Source organism: Rhodopseudomonas sp. NSM (assembly GCF_052445935.1).
Taxonomy (GTDB): Bacteria; Pseudomonadota; Alphaproteobacteria; order Rhizobiales; family Xanthobacteraceae; genus Rhodopseudomonas.
The window spans coordinates 123772-140989 of record NZ_JBQTCH010000001.1; the positions used below are offsets into that span (position 1 = coordinate 123772).

Annotated in this window: 13 protein-coding genes; 9 read left to right on the forward strand and 4 right to left on the reverse strand. The window is 65.9% G+C overall.

All coding sequences use genetic code 11. The features are described 5' to 3' along the window. Window positions 1-1398: an amidase family protein gene (locus ACTZWT_RS00600; RefSeq protein ID WP_444767789.1), complete on the reverse strand. Its 1398-nt coding sequence runs from the start codon at window positions 1396-1398 to the stop codon at window positions 1-3. A 69-nt stretch (window positions 1399-1467) separates the two neighbouring features. Continuing rightward, window positions 1468-1725, reverse strand: coding sequence for a DUF6894 family protein (locus ACTZWT_RS00605; protein ID WP_444767790.1), 258 nt, complete (start codon window positions 1723-1725; stop codon window positions 1468-1470). Between the two features lie 122 nt (window positions 1726-1847). On the opposite strand from ACTZWT_RS00605, the gene pip reads away from it, so the two are divergent. The 8 genes from pip to ACTZWT_RS00645 all read left to right on the forward strand — a co-directional run bounded on the left by pip (window position 1848) and on the right by ACTZWT_RS00645 (window position 11292). Beyond that, complete coding sequence (gene pip / locus ACTZWT_RS00610; protein WP_444767791.1) at window positions 1848-2837, forward strand: prolyl aminopeptidase; 990 nt, start codon at window positions 1848-1850, stop codon at window positions 2835-2837. A 12-nt stretch (window positions 2838-2849) separates the two neighbouring features. Beyond that, a complete protein-coding gene (locus ACTZWT_RS00615; protein WP_444767792.1) occupies window positions 2850-3521 on the forward strand; it encodes a hypothetical protein in 672 nt (223 codons plus the stop codon). 229 nt (window positions 3522-3750) lie between these two features. After that, complete coding sequence (locus ACTZWT_RS00620) at window positions 3751-6603, forward strand: bifunctional transaldolase/phosoglucose isomerase (protein WP_444767793.1); 2853 nt, start codon at window positions 3751-3753, stop codon at window positions 6601-6603. A 63-nt stretch (window positions 6604-6666) separates the two neighbouring features. Next, window positions 6667-7704: a phosphogluconate dehydrogenase (NAD(+)-dependent, decarboxylating) gene (gnd, locus tag ACTZWT_RS00625; protein ID WP_444767794.1), complete on the forward strand. Its 1038-nt coding sequence runs from the start codon at window positions 6667-6669 to the stop codon at window positions 7702-7704. Beyond that, complete coding sequence (gene zwf, locus ACTZWT_RS00630) at window positions 7701-9215, forward strand: glucose-6-phosphate dehydrogenase (protein ID WP_444767795.1); 1515 nt, start codon at window positions 7701-7703, stop codon at window positions 9213-9215. The genes gnd and zwf overlap by 4 nt, the downstream gene beginning before the upstream one ends. Beyond that, window positions 9212-9958 carry a 6-phosphogluconolactonase gene (gene pgl, locus ACTZWT_RS00635; RefSeq protein ID WP_444767796.1) on the forward strand — a complete coding sequence of 249 codons (747 nt, stop codon included), beginning with the start codon at window positions 9212-9214 and terminating at the stop codon, window positions 9956-9958. The genes zwf and pgl overlap by 4 nt, the downstream gene beginning before the upstream one ends. Before the next feature lie 28 nt (window positions 9959-9986). After that, window positions 9987-10475, forward strand: coding sequence for a gluconokinase (locus ACTZWT_RS00640; protein ID WP_444768437.1), 489 nt, complete (start codon window positions 9987-9989; stop codon window positions 10473-10475). A gap of 4 nt (window positions 10476-10479) precedes the next feature. Continuing rightward, complete coding sequence (locus ACTZWT_RS00645) at window positions 10480-11292, forward strand: Cof-type HAD-IIB family hydrolase (RefSeq protein ID WP_444767797.1); 813 nt, start codon at window positions 10480-10482, stop codon at window positions 11290-11292. Window positions 11293-11303: 11 nt separating this feature from the next. Here the strand turns inward: ACTZWT_RS00645 and ACTZWT_RS00650 are convergent, their stop codons facing one another. Together ACTZWT_RS00650 and malQ are read right to left on the reverse strand one after the other, a co-directional pair. Continuing rightward, window positions 11304-13109, reverse strand: coding sequence for a glycoside hydrolase family 15 protein (locus tag ACTZWT_RS00650; RefSeq protein ID WP_444767798.1), 1806 nt, complete (start codon window positions 13107-13109; stop codon window positions 11304-11306). Then, window positions 13099-15075: a 4-alpha-glucanotransferase gene (gene malQ / locus ACTZWT_RS00655; protein ID WP_444767799.1), complete on the reverse strand. Its 1977-nt coding sequence runs from the start codon at window positions 15073-15075 to the stop codon at window positions 13099-13101. Before malQ ends, ACTZWT_RS00650 begins: the two co-directional genes overlap by 11 nt. 187 nt (window positions 15076-15262) lie before the next feature. On the opposite strand from malQ, the gene ACTZWT_RS00660 reads away from it, so the two are divergent. After that, complete coding sequence (locus ACTZWT_RS00660; RefSeq protein ID WP_444767800.1) at window positions 15263-17218, forward strand: alpha-1,4-glucan--maltose-1-phosphate maltosyltransferase; 1956 nt, start codon at window positions 15263-15265, stop codon at window positions 17216-17218.

The window sequence follows — 17218 nt, forward strand, 5'->3', positions numbered from 1 at the left end:
TCACCGCACCGGATCGATCGGCGACGCCGGCGTGCCGCCGGCCTCGATCGCCTCGCCCGCGAGCAGGCACAGATCCTCGCGATAGCGGCCGGCGACCAGTTGCACGCCGACCGGCACACGACCGACCAGCCCGGTCGAGACCGTCAGCCCGGGAAGCCCCATGAACGGAATGCCGACCTGCGGCATCTGCGCCGCCCACACCCGCTTGAACGAGGCTTCGTCCTTCAGATCGAGCCGCTGCGGAAACGGCAATTCGCCCGACACCGGCATCAGCAGCACCGCGTAGCGCTCGAAGAACAGCTGCCAGTCGCGGGTCAGCGTCGCCCGGCGGGTGAGGAGTTTCGAATAGGCCGCGGCGTCCGGAATTTCGCGATCGCGATTGCCGTTGAGGCAGGCCAGCGCCCCCTCGTCACCTTCGCGCTCGGCGGCCGCGAGCATCGCCTGATAGCCGTCGCCGAGCCACAGCCGCGCCTGCAGATCGGCAGCCTCGCGCAACGGCGGCGTGCTCGTCAATTCTTCCACGGTCCAGCCGGCCTGCTCCAGCCGGCGCGCGGCGTCGACCACCGCGTCGCGGACCTCGGGAACAACCTCGAGTCCATCGGGCGCGATACACAGCGCGGCGCGCTTCGGCATCGGCGGACCGTCCAGCGGCGCCGGCACCCACCAGGGATCGCGCGCGTCCGGCTGCGACATCACCGCGAGCGCGATCCGCAGATCGCCGATCGTTCGTGCCAAGGGACCCGACACGGCGCTGATTTGCGGACAGATCGGCCGCTCCGGCGACGACGCGTTGTAGGCGGCGATCCGCCCGAGCGTCGGCCGCAGACCATGCACGCCGCAGGCATAGGCAGGATAACGGACGGAGCCCGCGATGTCGGTGCCGTGCGCGATATGGCCGATGCCGGCCGCAACCGCCGCTCCGGCACCACCCGACGAGCCGCCCGGCGTGATCGAGGGATCGCGGGGATTCAGCGTTTCGCCGTGAAGTTTGTTCGACGTGAACCAGCGATAGGAGAACGCCGGCGTATTGGTGCGGCCGACGATGATCGCGCCGGCCTTGCGCAAGTTGTCGACCACCGGGCTGCTGGATGTCGCGATCAGGTCGCGCTGCTGCGTCAGGCCGTTGGTCGTCGCAAAACCTTCCTGATCGATATTGACCTTGACGGTGACGGGCACTCCGGCCAGCGGGCCTGCGTCATCGCCGCGCTTCAATGCCGCATCGACCGCATCGGCCTGGGCCAGCGCGGCGTCGGGACGATGATCGATCACCGCATTGATCGCCGGATTGACGGCGTCCAGCCGATCGAGCGCCGCCTGAGCTGCTTCGCGCGCCGACACGCTGCGCGTACGGATCAACGCGGCGAGTTCGGCCGCGGACAATCGCCAGATTTCCTGCATGGTTCCCCCCGGTTGACAATCACGTGATAGCGCGACGCCCGATACCGCGCTACCGTGAATCGAAGAGCGTCAATGCCTGTTCCGCGGCAAGGGGGGCATGTCGATCAGCGCTTCGCTGAACGGAAAATCCAGCACGACGTCGCCGCCTTCGTCGGTGACCTCGAGGCTGGCGCGGATCAGATCGACCTGCGTGGCCTCGGTCTTGACGATTTCCTTGATCGTCGCGCGCGCGACTTGCCAGGCGTGATCCGCATCGCGCAAATCCTCGCCTTCGGGGTCGGGGATCAGTTCCTCACCGATCCGTGTGTTGAAGAAATATCTCGGCATCGATGGCTTCCGTATTGTCTTCATACAAGGTGAGGGCAAGCATCGCGATGCGCAACCCTGTCTCCCGCATGACGCCTCATCGTCCGCTCGCCAGCGTTGCAGTTTCCCTGTAACGAAATGTGATGGCACCCGACGCAAAATCCGAGCTCCGATCCGACGACAGCACCAGGGCCGCAGCGCCGGTGAGCTCTCGCATGCTCGCGGTCGGCGACGGCCACGAGCTCTATGTCGAAACCAACGGCAACGCCGACGGTCTTCCCGCTGTCTATCTGCATGGCGGACCCGGAAGTGGTTGTCAGCCCGACCAGCGGCGGCTGTTCGATCCGCAACGATTTCAGGCGGTGCTGTTCGATCAGCGTGGTGCCGGACGCAGCCGGCCGAAAGGCGGGCGCGAAGCGAATACGCTGCCGCATCTGATCGCGGACATGGAATTGGTACGAACCACGCTCGGCATCGAGCGCTGGCTGGTGGTCGGCGGTTCGTGGGGCGCGACGTTGGCGCTGGCCTATGCGCAGGCGCATCCGGATCGCGTCAGCGGCATCGTGCTGCGCGCGACGTTTCTCGGAACGCGGGCCGAACTCGAAGGTGCATTTTTGTCCAGCCTGCCGCGGTTCTATCCGGAGCTTTCTGCCGATTTTCTGGGCGTGCTTCCCGAAGCCGAGCGCGCAGCACCACTCGACGCCTATTGGCGGCGCATCCTCGATCCCGATCCGGCGGTGCATGGCCCCGCGGCGCGGGCCTGGGGTGAAACCGAGGCGATCATGTCGCAGATCGGGCCGAAGCGGCACCGGCTCGAAATCAACGCCAAAGCCAGCGACCGGCCGATGCCGTCGACACCGTTCATGGAAGCGCACTACTTCGCCCATGACTGCTTCATGCGCCCCGATCAGTTGATGCAGGGAGCGCACGCACTCGCCGGCATCCCCGGCATCATCGTGCAGGGCCGCTACGATCTGCTGTGTCCGCCCGCCACCGCGCACCGGCTGATCGCGGTGTGGCCGGACGCCGAACTCCGCATCGTCGATGCCGCCGGGCATCTTTTGTACGACCCGGGCATTCGCGAGGCGGTGATCGCCGCGATCAACGACGTCGCAGGCAAGATAACAACGTAAGGACATTGGCGGATGCCGCTCGCCGGACAGGGAATGCTGCTGACGTCGATGGACGTCGATCCGGCGGACGAGGCCGACTTCAATCGCTGGTACGACCGCGAGCACATCGCCGAGCGGGTCGCGATCGACGGTTTCCTCGAAGCGCGCCGCTACGTCGCGCACGACGCCTCCCCGAAATATCTCGGCCTGTATTCGACCCGAACATTCGAGGTGCTGAGCAGCCCGGCCTATCGCACGGCGCTCGCCAATCAGACCGAATGGTCGAACCGCAACATCGCCAGATTCCGGAACATGATCCGCGGCGTCGCGCGGATCACCGCGAGCCGCGGCCAGGGTCGCGGCGCCGTGCTCGGCCTGGTCCGGATACGCCCCGCCCCCGGCGGCGAGGCGGCGTTGCGCGCGGCCATCGTCGGGCAGCTCGACCCGCTGCCGTGCGACGGCCTCATTTCGATGCACCTTCTGGAAAACGACCCGACGCTGTCGAAGCCGTTGACCGACCCGCCCGGCGTCACAAGTCCCGGGGCGGCGGACTGGTTCGTGCTGATCGATGGCACCGGCGTCGATGCCGTGCAGACCACGGCCGGACGTTTCGACCGGAGCGTCGCAGAAAACGGTTCGACCGTGGTCGCCGCCGGGGTCTACAAACTGCTGTGGGACCTGTCGAAAAGCGAGCTCGGCAGTTGACCCGAACGATGCTGTAATTCCAGCATCACATGATTGGGATAGGGATCGGCCGGGAACCGGATGGCAGTTCAAGCGTATTTGCCTCAGCGCGATGGCTCACACGGCTGCCCGGCACGCGCACGCAGACTTGCACCGAGCAAGCTGGCACTGAGGATGAGTTGACAAGCCTCTCGTCCCGGACGGAAATGCCCGCGAGGCCTCATCGCACCGAATTGAACAGACCAGGCACATGAACCCCGTCAAAGCGCTCGAACAACACGGCCAGGCAATCTGGCTGGATTTCCTGGCCCGCGGCTTTATCGCCAAAGGCGACCTGAAAAAGCTGATCGACGACGACGGCGTGAAGGGTGTCACATCCAATCCGTCGATCTTCGAGAAGGCAATCGGCTCGTCCGACGAGTATGACGGCGCGATCGGCGCGGCCCTGGCGCAGGGCGACCGCTCGGTCGGCGAGTTATACGAGTCGGTCGCGGTCGAGGACATCCAGCACGCCGCCGATGTGCTGCGCCCGACCTACGACAAGCTGAAAGGTCGCGACGGCTTCGTCAGCCTGGAAGTGTCGCCCTATTTGGCGCTCGACACCAAGGCGACGATCGTCGAGGCCGAGCGGCTGTGGGGCGCGGTCAAGCGCGAAAACCTCATGGTCAAGGTCCCGGCCACGCGGCAGGGCCTGCCGGCGATCAAGCATCTCGTTTCCAAGGGCATCAGCGTCAACGTCACGCTGCTGTTCTCGCAGAAGGTCTATGTCGAGGTCGCGGAAGCCTATCTGTCGGGGCTCGAAGCGCTGATCGCGAACGGCGGCGACCCGGCGCACGTCGCCAGCGTCGCCAGCTTCTTCGTCAGCCGGATCGACAGCGCGGTCGACAAGGAGCTCGACGACAAGATCGCCAAGGCGAACGATCCGGCCGAGAAGGCCCGGCTGGAAAAGCTGAAGGGCAAGATCGCGATCGCCAACGCCAAGCTCGCTTATCAGGACTACAAGCGGCTGTTTTCCGGCGATCGCTGGAAGAAGCTGGAAATCTGCGGCGCCAAGCCGCAGCGGCTGCTGTGGGCATCCACGGGCACCAAGAACAAGGCCTACAGCGACGTTCTCTACATCGAAGAGCTGATCGGCCGCGACACCGTCAACACCGTGCCGCCGGCGACGCTCGACGCCTTCCGCGATCACGGCAAGCCGCGCGCCAGCCTCGAGGAAAACGTCGACGACGCCCGCGCTGTGTTGAAGGACCTCGACAGCGTCGGGATCTCGCTGGACGCGATCACCGAGAAACTGGTCACCGAAGGCGTGCAATTGTTCGCCGACGCCTTCGACAAGCTGCTCGGCGCGGTCGCGCACAAGCGCCAGACCGTGCTGGCCGAAGGCATCGATACGCAGAAGCTCGCGCTCGCTCCCGATCTCGCGAAAGCCGTCAAGGACCATGGCGAAGACTGGCGCAACGCCGGCAAGATCCGGCGGGTGTGGGATCGCGACAAATCGGTCTGGACCGGCACCGATGAAGACAAGTGGCTCGGCTGGCTGAATGCGGCCGCTACCGAAAAGGCCAAGCTGGCCGACTACGCCGACTTTGCCAAATGGGTGAAGGCGCGCGGCTTCACCGACGCCGTCGTGCTCGGCATGGGCGGATCGAGCCTCGGCCCGGAAGTGCTGGCCAAGACCTTCGCACAGCAGCCGGGCTTCCCGAAGCTGCACGTCCTCGACTCCACCGATCCGGCGCAGGTGCGCACGCTGGAGCACAGCGTCACGCTCGGGACCTCGCTGTTCATCGTGTCGTCGAAGTCGGGCGGCACCACCGAGCCCAACGTGATGAAGGACTACTTCTTCGCGCGCGTCGGCGAGACCGTCGGCGCCGACAAGGCCGGCCAGCATTTCGTCGCGGTGACCGATCCCGGCTCGTCGATGGAAAAGGTCGCGACCGAAGCGAAGTTCGCCCGCATCTTCCACGGCGATCCGACCATCGGCGGCCGCTATTCGGTGTTGTCGCCGTTCGGCATGGTGCCGGCCGCCGCGGCCGGAATCGATCTCGGCAGGCTGCTCGATCTGACGCTGGCGATGGTCCGCTCCTGCGGGCCCGACGTGCCGCCGCAGGAGAATCCCGGCGTTCAGCTCGGCCTCGCGATGGGCTGCGCCGGCCTCGAAGGCCGCGACAAGGTGACGATCACCTCGTCGAAGGCGATCGCCGATTTCGGTGCCTGGGCCGAGCAGCTGATCGCCGAATCGACCGGCAAGGACGGCAAGGGCCTGATCCCGATCGATGGTGAGCCGCTGGCGGAGCCATCGATCTACGGCAACGACCGGCTGTTCATCGACCTGCGCACCGCGAGCGAGAGCGACGCCGCGCATGACGCAAAACTCGCCGCGCTCGAACAGGCCGGACATCCGGTGGTGCGGATCGTGCTGAAATCACCCGACGCTATCGGCCAGGAGTTCTTCCGCTTCGAACTCGCCACCGCCGTGGCAGGCTCCATCCTCGGTATCAATCCGTTCAACCAGCCGGACGTCGAATCCGCCAAGATCAAGACCCGCGAACTCACCGCGGCGTTCGAGACCTCCGGCGCATTGCCGCCCGAGAAAGCCGCGCTGACCACGCCGGAAGCCGACCTCTACACCGACGAGTCCAACGCCGCGGCGCTGCGCAAGGCCGGCGCCGACGGCACGCTCGGATCGTGGATCAAGGCGCATCTCGCGCGCACGCAGGGTGGCGACTATGTGGCGCTGCTGGCCTATATCGAGCGCAATGCGGCGCATATCGACGCGCTGCAGACGATGCGGATGGCGGTGCGCGACGCCAGGCATCTGGCGACCTGCGCCGAATTCGGCCCGCGCTTCCTGCATTCGACCGGCCAGGCTTACAAGGGCGGGCCGGACAGCGGCGTATTCCTGCAGATCACCGCCGACGACGCCAACGACCTCCCTGTCCCCGGCCAGAGCGCCAGTTTCGGCGTGATCAAGGCGGCGCAGGCCCGCGGCGATTTCGACGTGCTCACGGAACGTGGCCGTCGCGCGCTGCGCGTCCATCTCAAGGGCGACCTCGACGCCGGACTGAAGTCGCTGGATCAGGCGATCCGCGACGCGCTGAACTGACGACTGAACGACGACAACGAGGCTCCGCATTCAAGCGGGGCCCGGACACATAGGAGATCCTTCATGCAGCTCGGCATGGTCGGCCTCGGACGAATGGGCGGCAACATCGTTCGCCGCCTGATGAAAGATGGCCACCACGCCGTGGTGTATGATCGGGATCCCAAAGCGGTCGACGCCCTGACGACCGAAGGCGCGACCGGCGCCCAGGGCCTGGAAGATATGGTCCGAAAGCTCGACGCGCCGCGCGCGGTGTGGGTGATGCTGCCGGCCGGCCAGATCACCGAAACCACGATCGTGGCGCTCGGCGAGCTGCTGGCGCCGGGCGACGTCATCATCGACGGCGGCAATACCTTCTGGCAGGACGATATCCGCCGCGCCCGGACGCTGAGGGAGAACAACGTCAGCTACGTCGACGTCGGCACCTCCGGCGGCATCTGGGGCTATGAACGCGGCTACTGCATGATGATCGGCGGCGACAAACCGGTCGTCGACCGGCTCGATCCGATCTTCGCCACGCTCGCGCCGGGGATCGGCGACATCCCGCGTACGCCCGGCCGCGACGACCGCGACCCGCGCGTCGAGCAGGGCTACATCCATGCCGGCCCGGTCGGTTCGGGGCACTTCGTCAAGATGGTGCACAACGGCATCGAATACGGCCTGATGCAGGCCTATGCCGAAGGCTTCGACATTCTCAAGAACGCCAATATCGACGCGCTGCCGAGTGAGCACCGGTTCGATCTCGACATCGCCGACATCGCCGAAGTGTGGCGCCGCGGCAGCGTGATTCCGTCCTGGCTGCTCGACCTCACCGCCTCCGCACTCACGCGCAACGGCGAGCTCGACACCTACTCCGGCTTCGTCGAGGATTCCGGCGAGGGCCGCTGGACCATCAACGCCGCGATCGAGGAAGCCGTGCCCGCCGAGGTGCTGACCTCGGCGCTGTTCGCGCGCTTCCGCTCGCGCAAGGAGCACACCTTCGCGGAGAAGATCCTCTCGGCGATGCGCGCCGGCTTCGGCGGCCACAAGGAGCCGCAGCAACATCCCGATGCCGAGCATCAGGCCGCGCCAGCAATCCTCAAGCCGAAAGCGGAGCGCGCGTGACCACTCAAGTCAATCCCCAGGTGCCCGAAGGTTGCGCCTTCGTGATCTTCGGCGTCACCGGCGACCTCACTCACCGCCTGGTGATTCCGGCGTTGTACAATCTCGCCGAAGCCAATCTGCTGCCGGAAAAATTCTGCGTGGTCGGCATCACTCGCTCGGAGATGTCGAGCGAGGATCTGCGCGCCAGCCTGATGCACGGCCTGCGCAAATTCGCGACGCGGCCGGTGAACGAGGACATCGCCGACAAGCTGTTGTACTGCGTGACCGCGGTCAGCGCCGATCCAGCCGATCCGCCATCCTTCGACCGGCTGCGCGAGCGGCTGGAAAAGCTCGAGGCCAACCGCAACACCGGCGGCAACCGGCTTTTCTATCTGGCGACGCCACCCGACGCCTTCGCGCCGATCGCGACCGAGCTCGGCCGCGCCGGCCTGCTCGAGGAAGACACCAAGGCGTGGCGCCGGCTGGTGGTCGAGAAGCCTTTCGGCACCGATCTCGCCTCGGCCAAGGCGCTGAACGATCATCTGCTCAGCATCGTCACCGAGCACGAGTTGTACCGGATCGATCATTATCTCGGCAAGGAGACGGTGCAGAACATCCTGGTGCTGCGCTTCTCCAATGGCATGTTCGAGCCGATCTGGAATCGCGACCACATCGAACACATCCAGATCACCGTGGACGAGAGGCTCGGCGTCGGCCATCGCGGCAGTTTCTACGACAAGACCGGCGCGCTGCGCGACATGGTGCCGAACCATCTGTTCCAATTGCTGTCGCTGGTCGCGATGGAGCCGCCGGCGCATTTCAACGCGCATTCGGTGCGCTCCGCCAAGGCGGAAGTGCTCACCGCGATCCAGGTCCAGAGCGAACAGGAAGCGCTGCGCAATTCGGTCCGCGCGCAATACATCGCCGGCAAGGTCGGCGACACCGAGATCCCCGACTATCGCAGCGTCAAGGATGTCGCGCCGGGCAGCACCACCGAAACCTATGCGGCGCTCAAGCTGACGATCGACAACTGGCGCTGGGCCGGCGTGCCGTTCTATCTGCGCACCGGCAAGGCGCTCGGCGCCAAGCGCACCGAGGTCGCAATCAAGTTCAAGCAGGCGCCGTTCGCGATGTTCCGCTGCACACCGGTGGAGCAATTGTCGCAGAACTATTTGGTGATCGGCATCGAGCCGGTCGAGGGGATCTCCCTGCAGTTCAACACCAAGATCCCCGGCCCGGCGATCGCGATCGACGGCGTCGAGATGACCTTCCGCTACAAGGACTACTTCAAGGTCGCGCCCAGTAACGGCTACGAGACGCTGCTGCACGATTGCATGATCGGCGACAACATCCTGTTCCAGCGCGCCGACGGCGTCGAGGCGGGCTGGCGCGCGGTGCAGCCGTTCCTCGATGCCTGGGAGAAGGCCGGCGCCGAGGGGCTGCAGACCTACAAGGCCGGCAGCGAGGGCCCGGAGGACGCCGATGCGTTGCTGACCCGGGACGGCCGCAATTGGCGGAGCCCGGCAAAATGAAGGTCGGCGACCGTCGCCAGATCGTTGTCGCCGCCGACGCCGAGGCGCTGGCGCGGCTCGCGGCGCAGCGCCTGATTGCTCGCATCGAGCTGCATCGCGAGCGCCCGGCCATCTGCCTGACCGGCGGCTCCGGGCCGCAGCGGATGTTCGAACTTCTCGCCACCGAATTCGCCGACCGGATTCCCTGGGCGCGCGTGCACTGGTTCATCAGCGACGAGCGCTTCGTGCCGTTCGACGATCCGCTGAGCAACATGGGCACGATCAGGCGCGTGCTGCTCGACGGCCGCGCGCCGCCGGACAACATCCACGCGATTCCCGCCGGCGACAGCGCCTCGCCGGACGAGGCGGCGCAGCGCTGCGAGCGCGACCTGCAGACGTTCTACGGCGCCACGGCGCTCGATCCGGCGCGGCCGCTGTTCGATCTGGTGCTCGGCGGCGTCGGACCGGACGGCCACACCGCGTCGCTGTTTCCCGGCTGGCCGCAGCTCGAGGTGACCGATCGCTGGGCCGCTGGGGTCGACACGGCGCATGTCGCGCCGTTCGTGCCGCGCATCACCCTCACCTTTCCGGCGCTGGCGTCGTGTAGCGAGATGCTGTTCCTCGTCCACGGCGCGGCCAAACGCGAAATCGTCGGCCGCATCTTCGCCGGCGCCGATCTGCCGGCCGGCCGCGCCCGCTCGAATGGCGAGACGACGTGGCTGATCACCGAGGACGCGCTGCCGGAGGCGGTCCGTGACCGCTGACGATCCGCAGCCGCGAGTCCTGATCGTGATGGGCGTGTCCGGCTCCGGCAAGAGCACGATCGGCGAACGACTCGCCGAACGGCTCGGCTGGACCTACCGGGACGGCGACGATTTCCATCCTCCGGCCAATGTCGCGAAGATGAGCGCCGGGCAGCCGCTGACCGACGACGACCGCTGGCCGTGGCTGCGCGCGATCGCCGCCGAGATCGATCGCATCGCCGGCGAAGGCCGCCATGCTGTGATCGGCTGCTCGGCGCTGAAGCGCGCGTATCGCGATATTCTCGTGCATGGCCGCGACGACGTCCGCATCGTCTATCTCGACGGCAGCCGCGAGCTGATCGCGCAGCGGATGGCCGGGCGCAAGAATCACTTCATGCCGGGCGGGCTGCTCGACAGCCAGTTCGCGACGCTGCAACAGCCCGGCGCCGACGAACGCCCGATCACGGTCAGCATCGACGCCTCGATCGAACAGATCGTCGACGCCATCGTCGCCCAACTCCACAGCAACAGGCCTTGAACCGATGAGCCGCATCGCGCTGGTGATCTCCGATGTCGACGGCACGCTGGTGACGTCCGACAAGCGCCTGACCGACCAGGCCCGCGCCGCGGTCGCGAAGCTGCAGCAGGCCGGCATCGGCTTCACGCTGACGTCGAGCCGGCCGCCGGTCGGGATGCGGATGTTCAGCGATCCGCTCGGCATCACGCTGCCGCTCGGGCCATTCAACGGCAGTTCGATCGTCGAGCCGTCGCTCGCGGTGATCGAGCAGCACCTCATTCCCGCTGCGGCGGTGAAGACCAGCCTCGATCTGCTCGATCGCTACGGCATCGACGCCTGGATCTTCACCAACGACAATTGGTACATCCGTCGCGACGACGGCAAATACGTGCCGCACGAACAGCGCACCATCCGGTTCGATCCGACGCGGCTCGACGACTTCACGCCGCTGGCCGACAAGGCCTGCAAGATCGTCGGCGCCAGCCCGGATTTCGCATTGCTCGCACGTTGCGAGAAGGAACTGCAGGCGGCGCTCGGCGACGCCGCGCTGGCGATCCGCTCGCAGGACTACTACCTCGATGTCACGCCGCCCGGCCAGAACAAGGGCACTTTCGTGCAGGCCATGGCCAAGCGCCTCGGCATCCCGACCGATGCGATCGCCACGCTCGGCGACATGCAGAACGATCTGGCGATGTTCCGGGTCAGCGGCCTGCCGATCGCGATGGGCAACGCCACCGACGACGTCAAGCAGCTGGCGTCGCACGTCACGGCCTCGAACGAGGACGACGGTTTCGCAGCCGCGATCGACTTCATCCTCGCCCGCAACGCGCAAGCCTGAGCGGCACGCGTCTATTTCGAGCGCTGCACCGCCGGCTTGCCGGTTGCGGACCTCGCCGCGCTGAGATTGTCGGCGGTGATGATCAGCGCGATGTGGGTCAGCGCCTGCGGGAAATTGCCGGTCTGCCGGCCCGCATCGGAGTCGTATTCCTCGGCGAGCAGGCCGACGTCGTTGGCGATGCCGACGACGCGGTCGAACAGCTCCTTGGCCTTGTCGATGTCGCCCGCCAGAACATAAGCATCGGCGAGCCAGAGGCTGCAGGCGAGGAACGCGCCCTCGACCGGTAATGGCTCGTCCGGAGTCTCGCGCGGATCGTGGCGCAAAACGAATCCACGATGCAGCAGATGAGTCTCGACCGCTGCGATCGTGCCGCGTACCCGCGGATCATCCGGCGGCAGGAAGCCGACGGCAGGGATCAGCAGCACGCTGGCATCCAGCACGTCCGCGCCGTAGTGCTCGACGAAGGCGTTCTGCTTCGGGTCGAAACCCTTGGCGCAGACGTCGCGATGGATCTCGTCGCGCAGCGCGCGCCATTTCGCAAGTGGAGCTTTCAGGCCGAATTTTTCCGCGCTCTTGACGCCGCGATCGAACGCGACCCAGGTCATGACCTTGGAAAACACGTAGTGTCTGGCAGGCCCCCGACGCTCCCAGATACCACTGTCCGGCTGATTCCAGATCGTCGACAGATGCTGGAGCACCGCGCATTCCATCGCCCAGGATTCGCCGTCGAGTTCGATCCCGGCCATCCGCCATTGATGAAAGGCGTCGATAAGTTCGCCGTAGACGTCGAGCTGTAGCTGGGCGTGCGCGGCATTGCCGATCCGGACCGGCTGCGCGCCCTCGTAGCCGGGGAGCCAGTCGGCCTGCCACTCCAGCAGCCGGCGATGGCCGTAGATCGAATACATGATCTGCAATTTGGCCGGCGCGCCAGCGGCTGCGCGCAGCAGCCAGTCGTGCCAGGCCGCGGCTTCCGCGGTGTAACCGTTGTTCATCAGCGCGAACAGCGTGAAGGTGGCGTCGCGCAGCCAGCAGAAGCGATAGTCCCAGTTGCGCGAGCCGCCCAGCGTTTCCGGCAGCGAGGTGGTCGGCGCCGCCACGATGCCGCCGCTCGGCGCGAAGGTCAGCGCCTTCAGCGTAATCAGCGAGCGCATCACCAGGTCGCGATACTCGCCGGTGTAGGTGCAGCGGCCGGTCCAGTCGCACCAGAATTCCTCGGTGTCGCGCAGCGCGGCGATCGGATCGATCGATTGCGGCACCGGAAGGTGCGACGGACCGTAGGCCATCACGAACGGCACGGTGTCGCCCTCGCTCACCGCGAATTCGGCGACCGTCGTCATGCCTTCGCCGTGGGTCACGATCGGCGACCGAAGCACCGTCATGTCGGGGCCGCAGATCGCGAGCAGTTCGCCGGGCTTCTCGCCGCGCTTCACCCAGGGAATGTTGACGCCGTAGCCGAAGCGCAGCACCAGGTGCATCCGCATCTCGACCTTGCCGGCGTCGCCTCGCACCAGCCGCACGATGTCGGACGCCCTGCCGCGCGGCGGCATGAAATCGATCAGCGTGACGACGCCGGTTTCGGTTTCGAACCGCGTCTCCAGGATCAGGCTGTCGCCGCGATAACGTCGCGTCGTCGCCTTGATCGTTCGGGACGGGCAGATCTGCCAGTGGCCGTAGTTTTCATCGCCGAGCAGCGCGGCGAAACAGGCCTCTGAATCGAACGACGGCCAGCACAGCCAGTCGATCGAGCCGTCGCGTCCGACCAGGGCCGAGGTCTCGCAGTCGCCGATCAGCGCATAGTCTTCGATCCTACCCGGCAATGGTCTTCACCGCAGACCGGCGCTCCGAGGTTGCCGCAAGCAGCGCCTGCTGATTGATTGCCGACGCGATCTCGTCGAGTGCGCGCGGCAGCCTTCGGCGCCAGTTCGGATGCTGGAACACGGTGCCGGGCACATTGGGCTGATCGATCACGCCGAGCAGATCCTCGAGCGAAATCGCAAGCAGCCGCGAGCGGGTGCGTGCGAGGAAGGTGAGCACCGCATAGATATCCTCCTGTTCGATCCCCTGTCGGCGCAGCGCGTCGCCGAGCATGGCGAACGCGTATCGCCTGGCATCGTCGCTCTCGCCCGGGTCGATCCCGACAGAATGCTTGAACTGCAGGTCGGCCGAGGCGCGCCAGCCGGAATAGGTGGCGAGGTCGTGGGTGTTGAAGGTGACCAGCGCGTCCGGCAGATAGTGATCGACGCCGAAGAACCAACCCTGATGGAAGTCGCGCTCGAACATCATCACGCGATACGACCACACGCCCCACGCCGCCAGGCGCTCGCGGAAGCCGTCCGGCACCGTGCCGAGGTCCTCGCCGATCACCACGCAGCGATTGGCGACGCTCTCCTGCGCGGTGACCGCCAGCAGCGCCTCGAACGGCATCTGCACATAGACGCCGCTGTCGGCGGCGAAGCCGTGCGGCACCAGATAGAGCCGGTTCAGGCCGAGCACGTGATCGAGCCGGATCGCGCCGGCATAGCGCATCGCGGCACGCAGCATCTCGCGGAACGGCGCAAAGCCTGTCAGTTCGAGCCCGGCCGCATTGAAGCCTGCGAGGCCCCAGTTCTGTCCGGCCGAATTCAACTGGTCCGGCGGCGCGCCGACCGCCAGTTGCCGCGAGATCGCGACCTGCTCGTTCCAGGCGTCGAAGCCGTCGCTCTGCACGCCGACGGCGACATCGAGATACAGCCCGACATCCATGCCGCGCGCGGCAGCGAGGTCGTGGCAGGCACGCAACTGGTCGTCAGCGCACCACTGCACGTATTCGATGAATTCGATCTCGGCGCCGTCCGGGCCGTCGCGCAATTGCGCGCAGCGGCCATCCTCGGGATGCTGCCATTCGTCCGGCCATTCCCACCACGGCTTTGCGAATTGATGGCGCAGCGCCTCGAAACAGGCGAACCGGGTCAGCAGCGGGGCACGCTCGCGGCGGAAGGCTTCGAACGCGGCGCGGCGATCTGGCGCGGGGGCCGCGCGAAACGCGGCGTGAGCGGTCCTGAGCGCACGCCATTTCAGCGCGGCGACGGCCGGATAGTCGATCAGTGTGTCGTCGCGCAGCCTCGCGATCGCTTCGGCCGCGCCGGGCAGGTCGGCGAGCTTGAACTCGGGCAGTTGCTCGACGTCGATATACAGCGGGTTGAGAAACATCCGGCTGTTCGGCGAATACGGGCTGCAGTCGCCCGGCCGATCGTCGAACAGCGCATGCAACGGATTGAGGCCGATGCCGCCGGCGCCCCATCGGGCGGCAATCTCGATCAATCGCGCCAGATCGGTGAAGTCGCCGATCCCCCAGTTGCGGTGAGAACGCAGACCGTAGAGCTGGACCGCGACGATCCAGGAGCGGTCGAACTCGCCGCGGAAGGCGGTCGGTGGCGTCACCAGCAGCGGCGCCTCCTCGGTGTGACCACCGGCATCCGCAAGAAGCAGGCGATAGCTGCCCACCGGCAAATGCGACGGCCAGACGACACTGCGTTCCGCTGTCGTGCCCTCGGCCATGCAGGTGTCGTCGCCTGCGACGATTTTCCACGCCACCGGCAGCACCGCCGCAGCGCTCAATTGCGCAGCAGTCTGCTCGCCGGTCCGTGCAATGGCGATCCGGTCGAGCAATCGATGCGTCGAACGCGCCGGCATCGCATCGAGGATGATTTGGAGAGCGGCGGGCGGGGTGACGTGGCGTTGCCCCTGCCCATCGAAGAATTCGGTTTGAATCCCGAGTTCTGCAGCTTTGGTAAATAAATCCATCAGGCACGCTGTCTGCATCGCCGCGCGGGGTGCGCTGCGAATCCGCCAATTCCGAACAGGATAGTCGTCTGCAACGCGATTGCGTAGGGTGAGTTCCGGGAACTTTGGCGTTCCAGAAGCTTTGTTACGGGACGACCGCCCGTATTCGATTTCCAGGGAATGGGACGGAAGTCCTATAAGCATCACCGTGAACCAATCGACCCAAGCAATCCAGACCGTCGCGGCCGGCGGGGCGTTTCATATTGAAGACATCTACCCGATTATCGATAGCGGCCGATTTCCCATCAAACGGGTCGTCGGTGAGCCAATCGAGGTCTGGGCAGACATCTATCGTGACGGCCACGAGACGATCGCCGCAGCCCTGATCTGGCGCCGCGAACAGGATCAGGACTGGCAGCGCGTCCCGATGCGGCATGTGGTCAACGACCGCTGGACCGCCTCCTTCACGCCCGACCTTATAGGCCGATATGTCTATGCGATCGAGGCCTGGACCGACGAGTTCGCGACCTGGCGGCACGGCATCGAGCTGAAGCAGAAGGCGGGGCAGGACGTCACCCTCGACGCGCTGGAAGGCGCCGGGATGCTGACCAAGGCACTTCACGGCGGTCGCGACGCGCTGGCGGTCATTCAGCGGCAATGCGAAGACTATCTGCAGACCGGAGACGTCGCTCCCCTGCTCGCCCCTGAGCTGCGCGACGCGATGGGCGAGAGTCAGGCCCGCCCCGACGTCACCCGCTCCACGGTGCTGCCGCTGATGATCGACCGCGAGCGCGCCCGCAACGGCGCCTGGTACGAGATGGTACCGCGCAGCCAGAGCACGGTGCCCGGCCAGCACGGCACCTTCCGCGACTGCATCGCAAGGCTGCCGGACATCGCGGCGATGGGCTTCGATGTGCTGTATTTCACCCCGATCCACCCGATCGGCCGCGTCAACCGCAAGGGGCGCAACAATTCGCTGAAGGCCGAGCCGGGCGATCCCGGCAGTCCCTACGCGATCGGCGCGGAGGAAGGCGGCCACGACGCGGTGCATCCCGAGCTCGGCACGCTCGACGATTTCCGCGCGCTGGTCGAGGCCTGCAAGCTGGTGAACATCGAAATCGCGCTCGACGTCGCGGTGCAGTGCTCGCCGGATCATCCTTGGTTGAAACAGCATCCGAGCTGGTTCAAGCGCCGCCCCGACGGCTCGATGAAATACGCCGAGAACCCGCCGAAGAAATACGAAGACATCGTCAATCCGGATTTCACCTGCGAGGACGCCGGCTCGCTGTGGAATGCGCTGCGCGACGTGATCCTGTTCTGGGTCGACCAGGGCGTGAAGATCTTCCGGGTCGACAATCCGCACACCAAGCCGCTGCGGTTCTGGGAGTGGATGATCCGCGAGGTTCAGCTCAGCCACCCCGACGTGCTGTTTCTGGCGGAGGCCTTTACCCGGCCGAAGCTGATGAAGGGCCTCGCAAAACTCGGCTTCAGCCAGTCCTATACCTATTTCACCTGGCGGACCCAGAAGTGGGAGATCGAGGAATATCTGCGCGAGCTGACCGGCTATCCGGAGCGGGATTTCTATCGCCCGAATTTCTTCGTCAACACGCCGGACATCCTGCCCTTCCATCTGCAGGGCGGCGAGCCGTGGATGTTCAAGTCCCGCCTTGCGCTCGCCGCGATGCTGTCATCGACCTATGGCATCTATAACGGCTTCGAACTGATCGAACACGAGCCGATACCGGGCAAGGAGGAGTATCTCGATTCCGAAAAATACGAGATCAAGGTGCGCGACTGGGACAAGCCCGGCAACATCAAACCCTACATCCGCGACATCAATCAGGCCCGCCGTAATAATCCGGCGCTTCAACAGACGAGCAATCTGCGCTTTGTCGATATTCAAGATCCCAACGTGACCGGCTTCGTCAAGTACACGACGGACCTGACCAACGTCGTGGCCGTCGCGATCGCGCTGTCGCGCGACTTCCATGAATTCTGGTTTCCGCTCGGCGACACCCAGATCGAGGTCGGCGGCGAGCGCCGCCCGGTCGTGGCGGTCGAGAACCTGCTCACCGGCGAACGGCACGCCGTGGAATGGGGTGGATTGACCCTGCGGATCGATCCGCAACGCGATCCTGCACTGCTTTTCCGCTGCCTGGCGTGA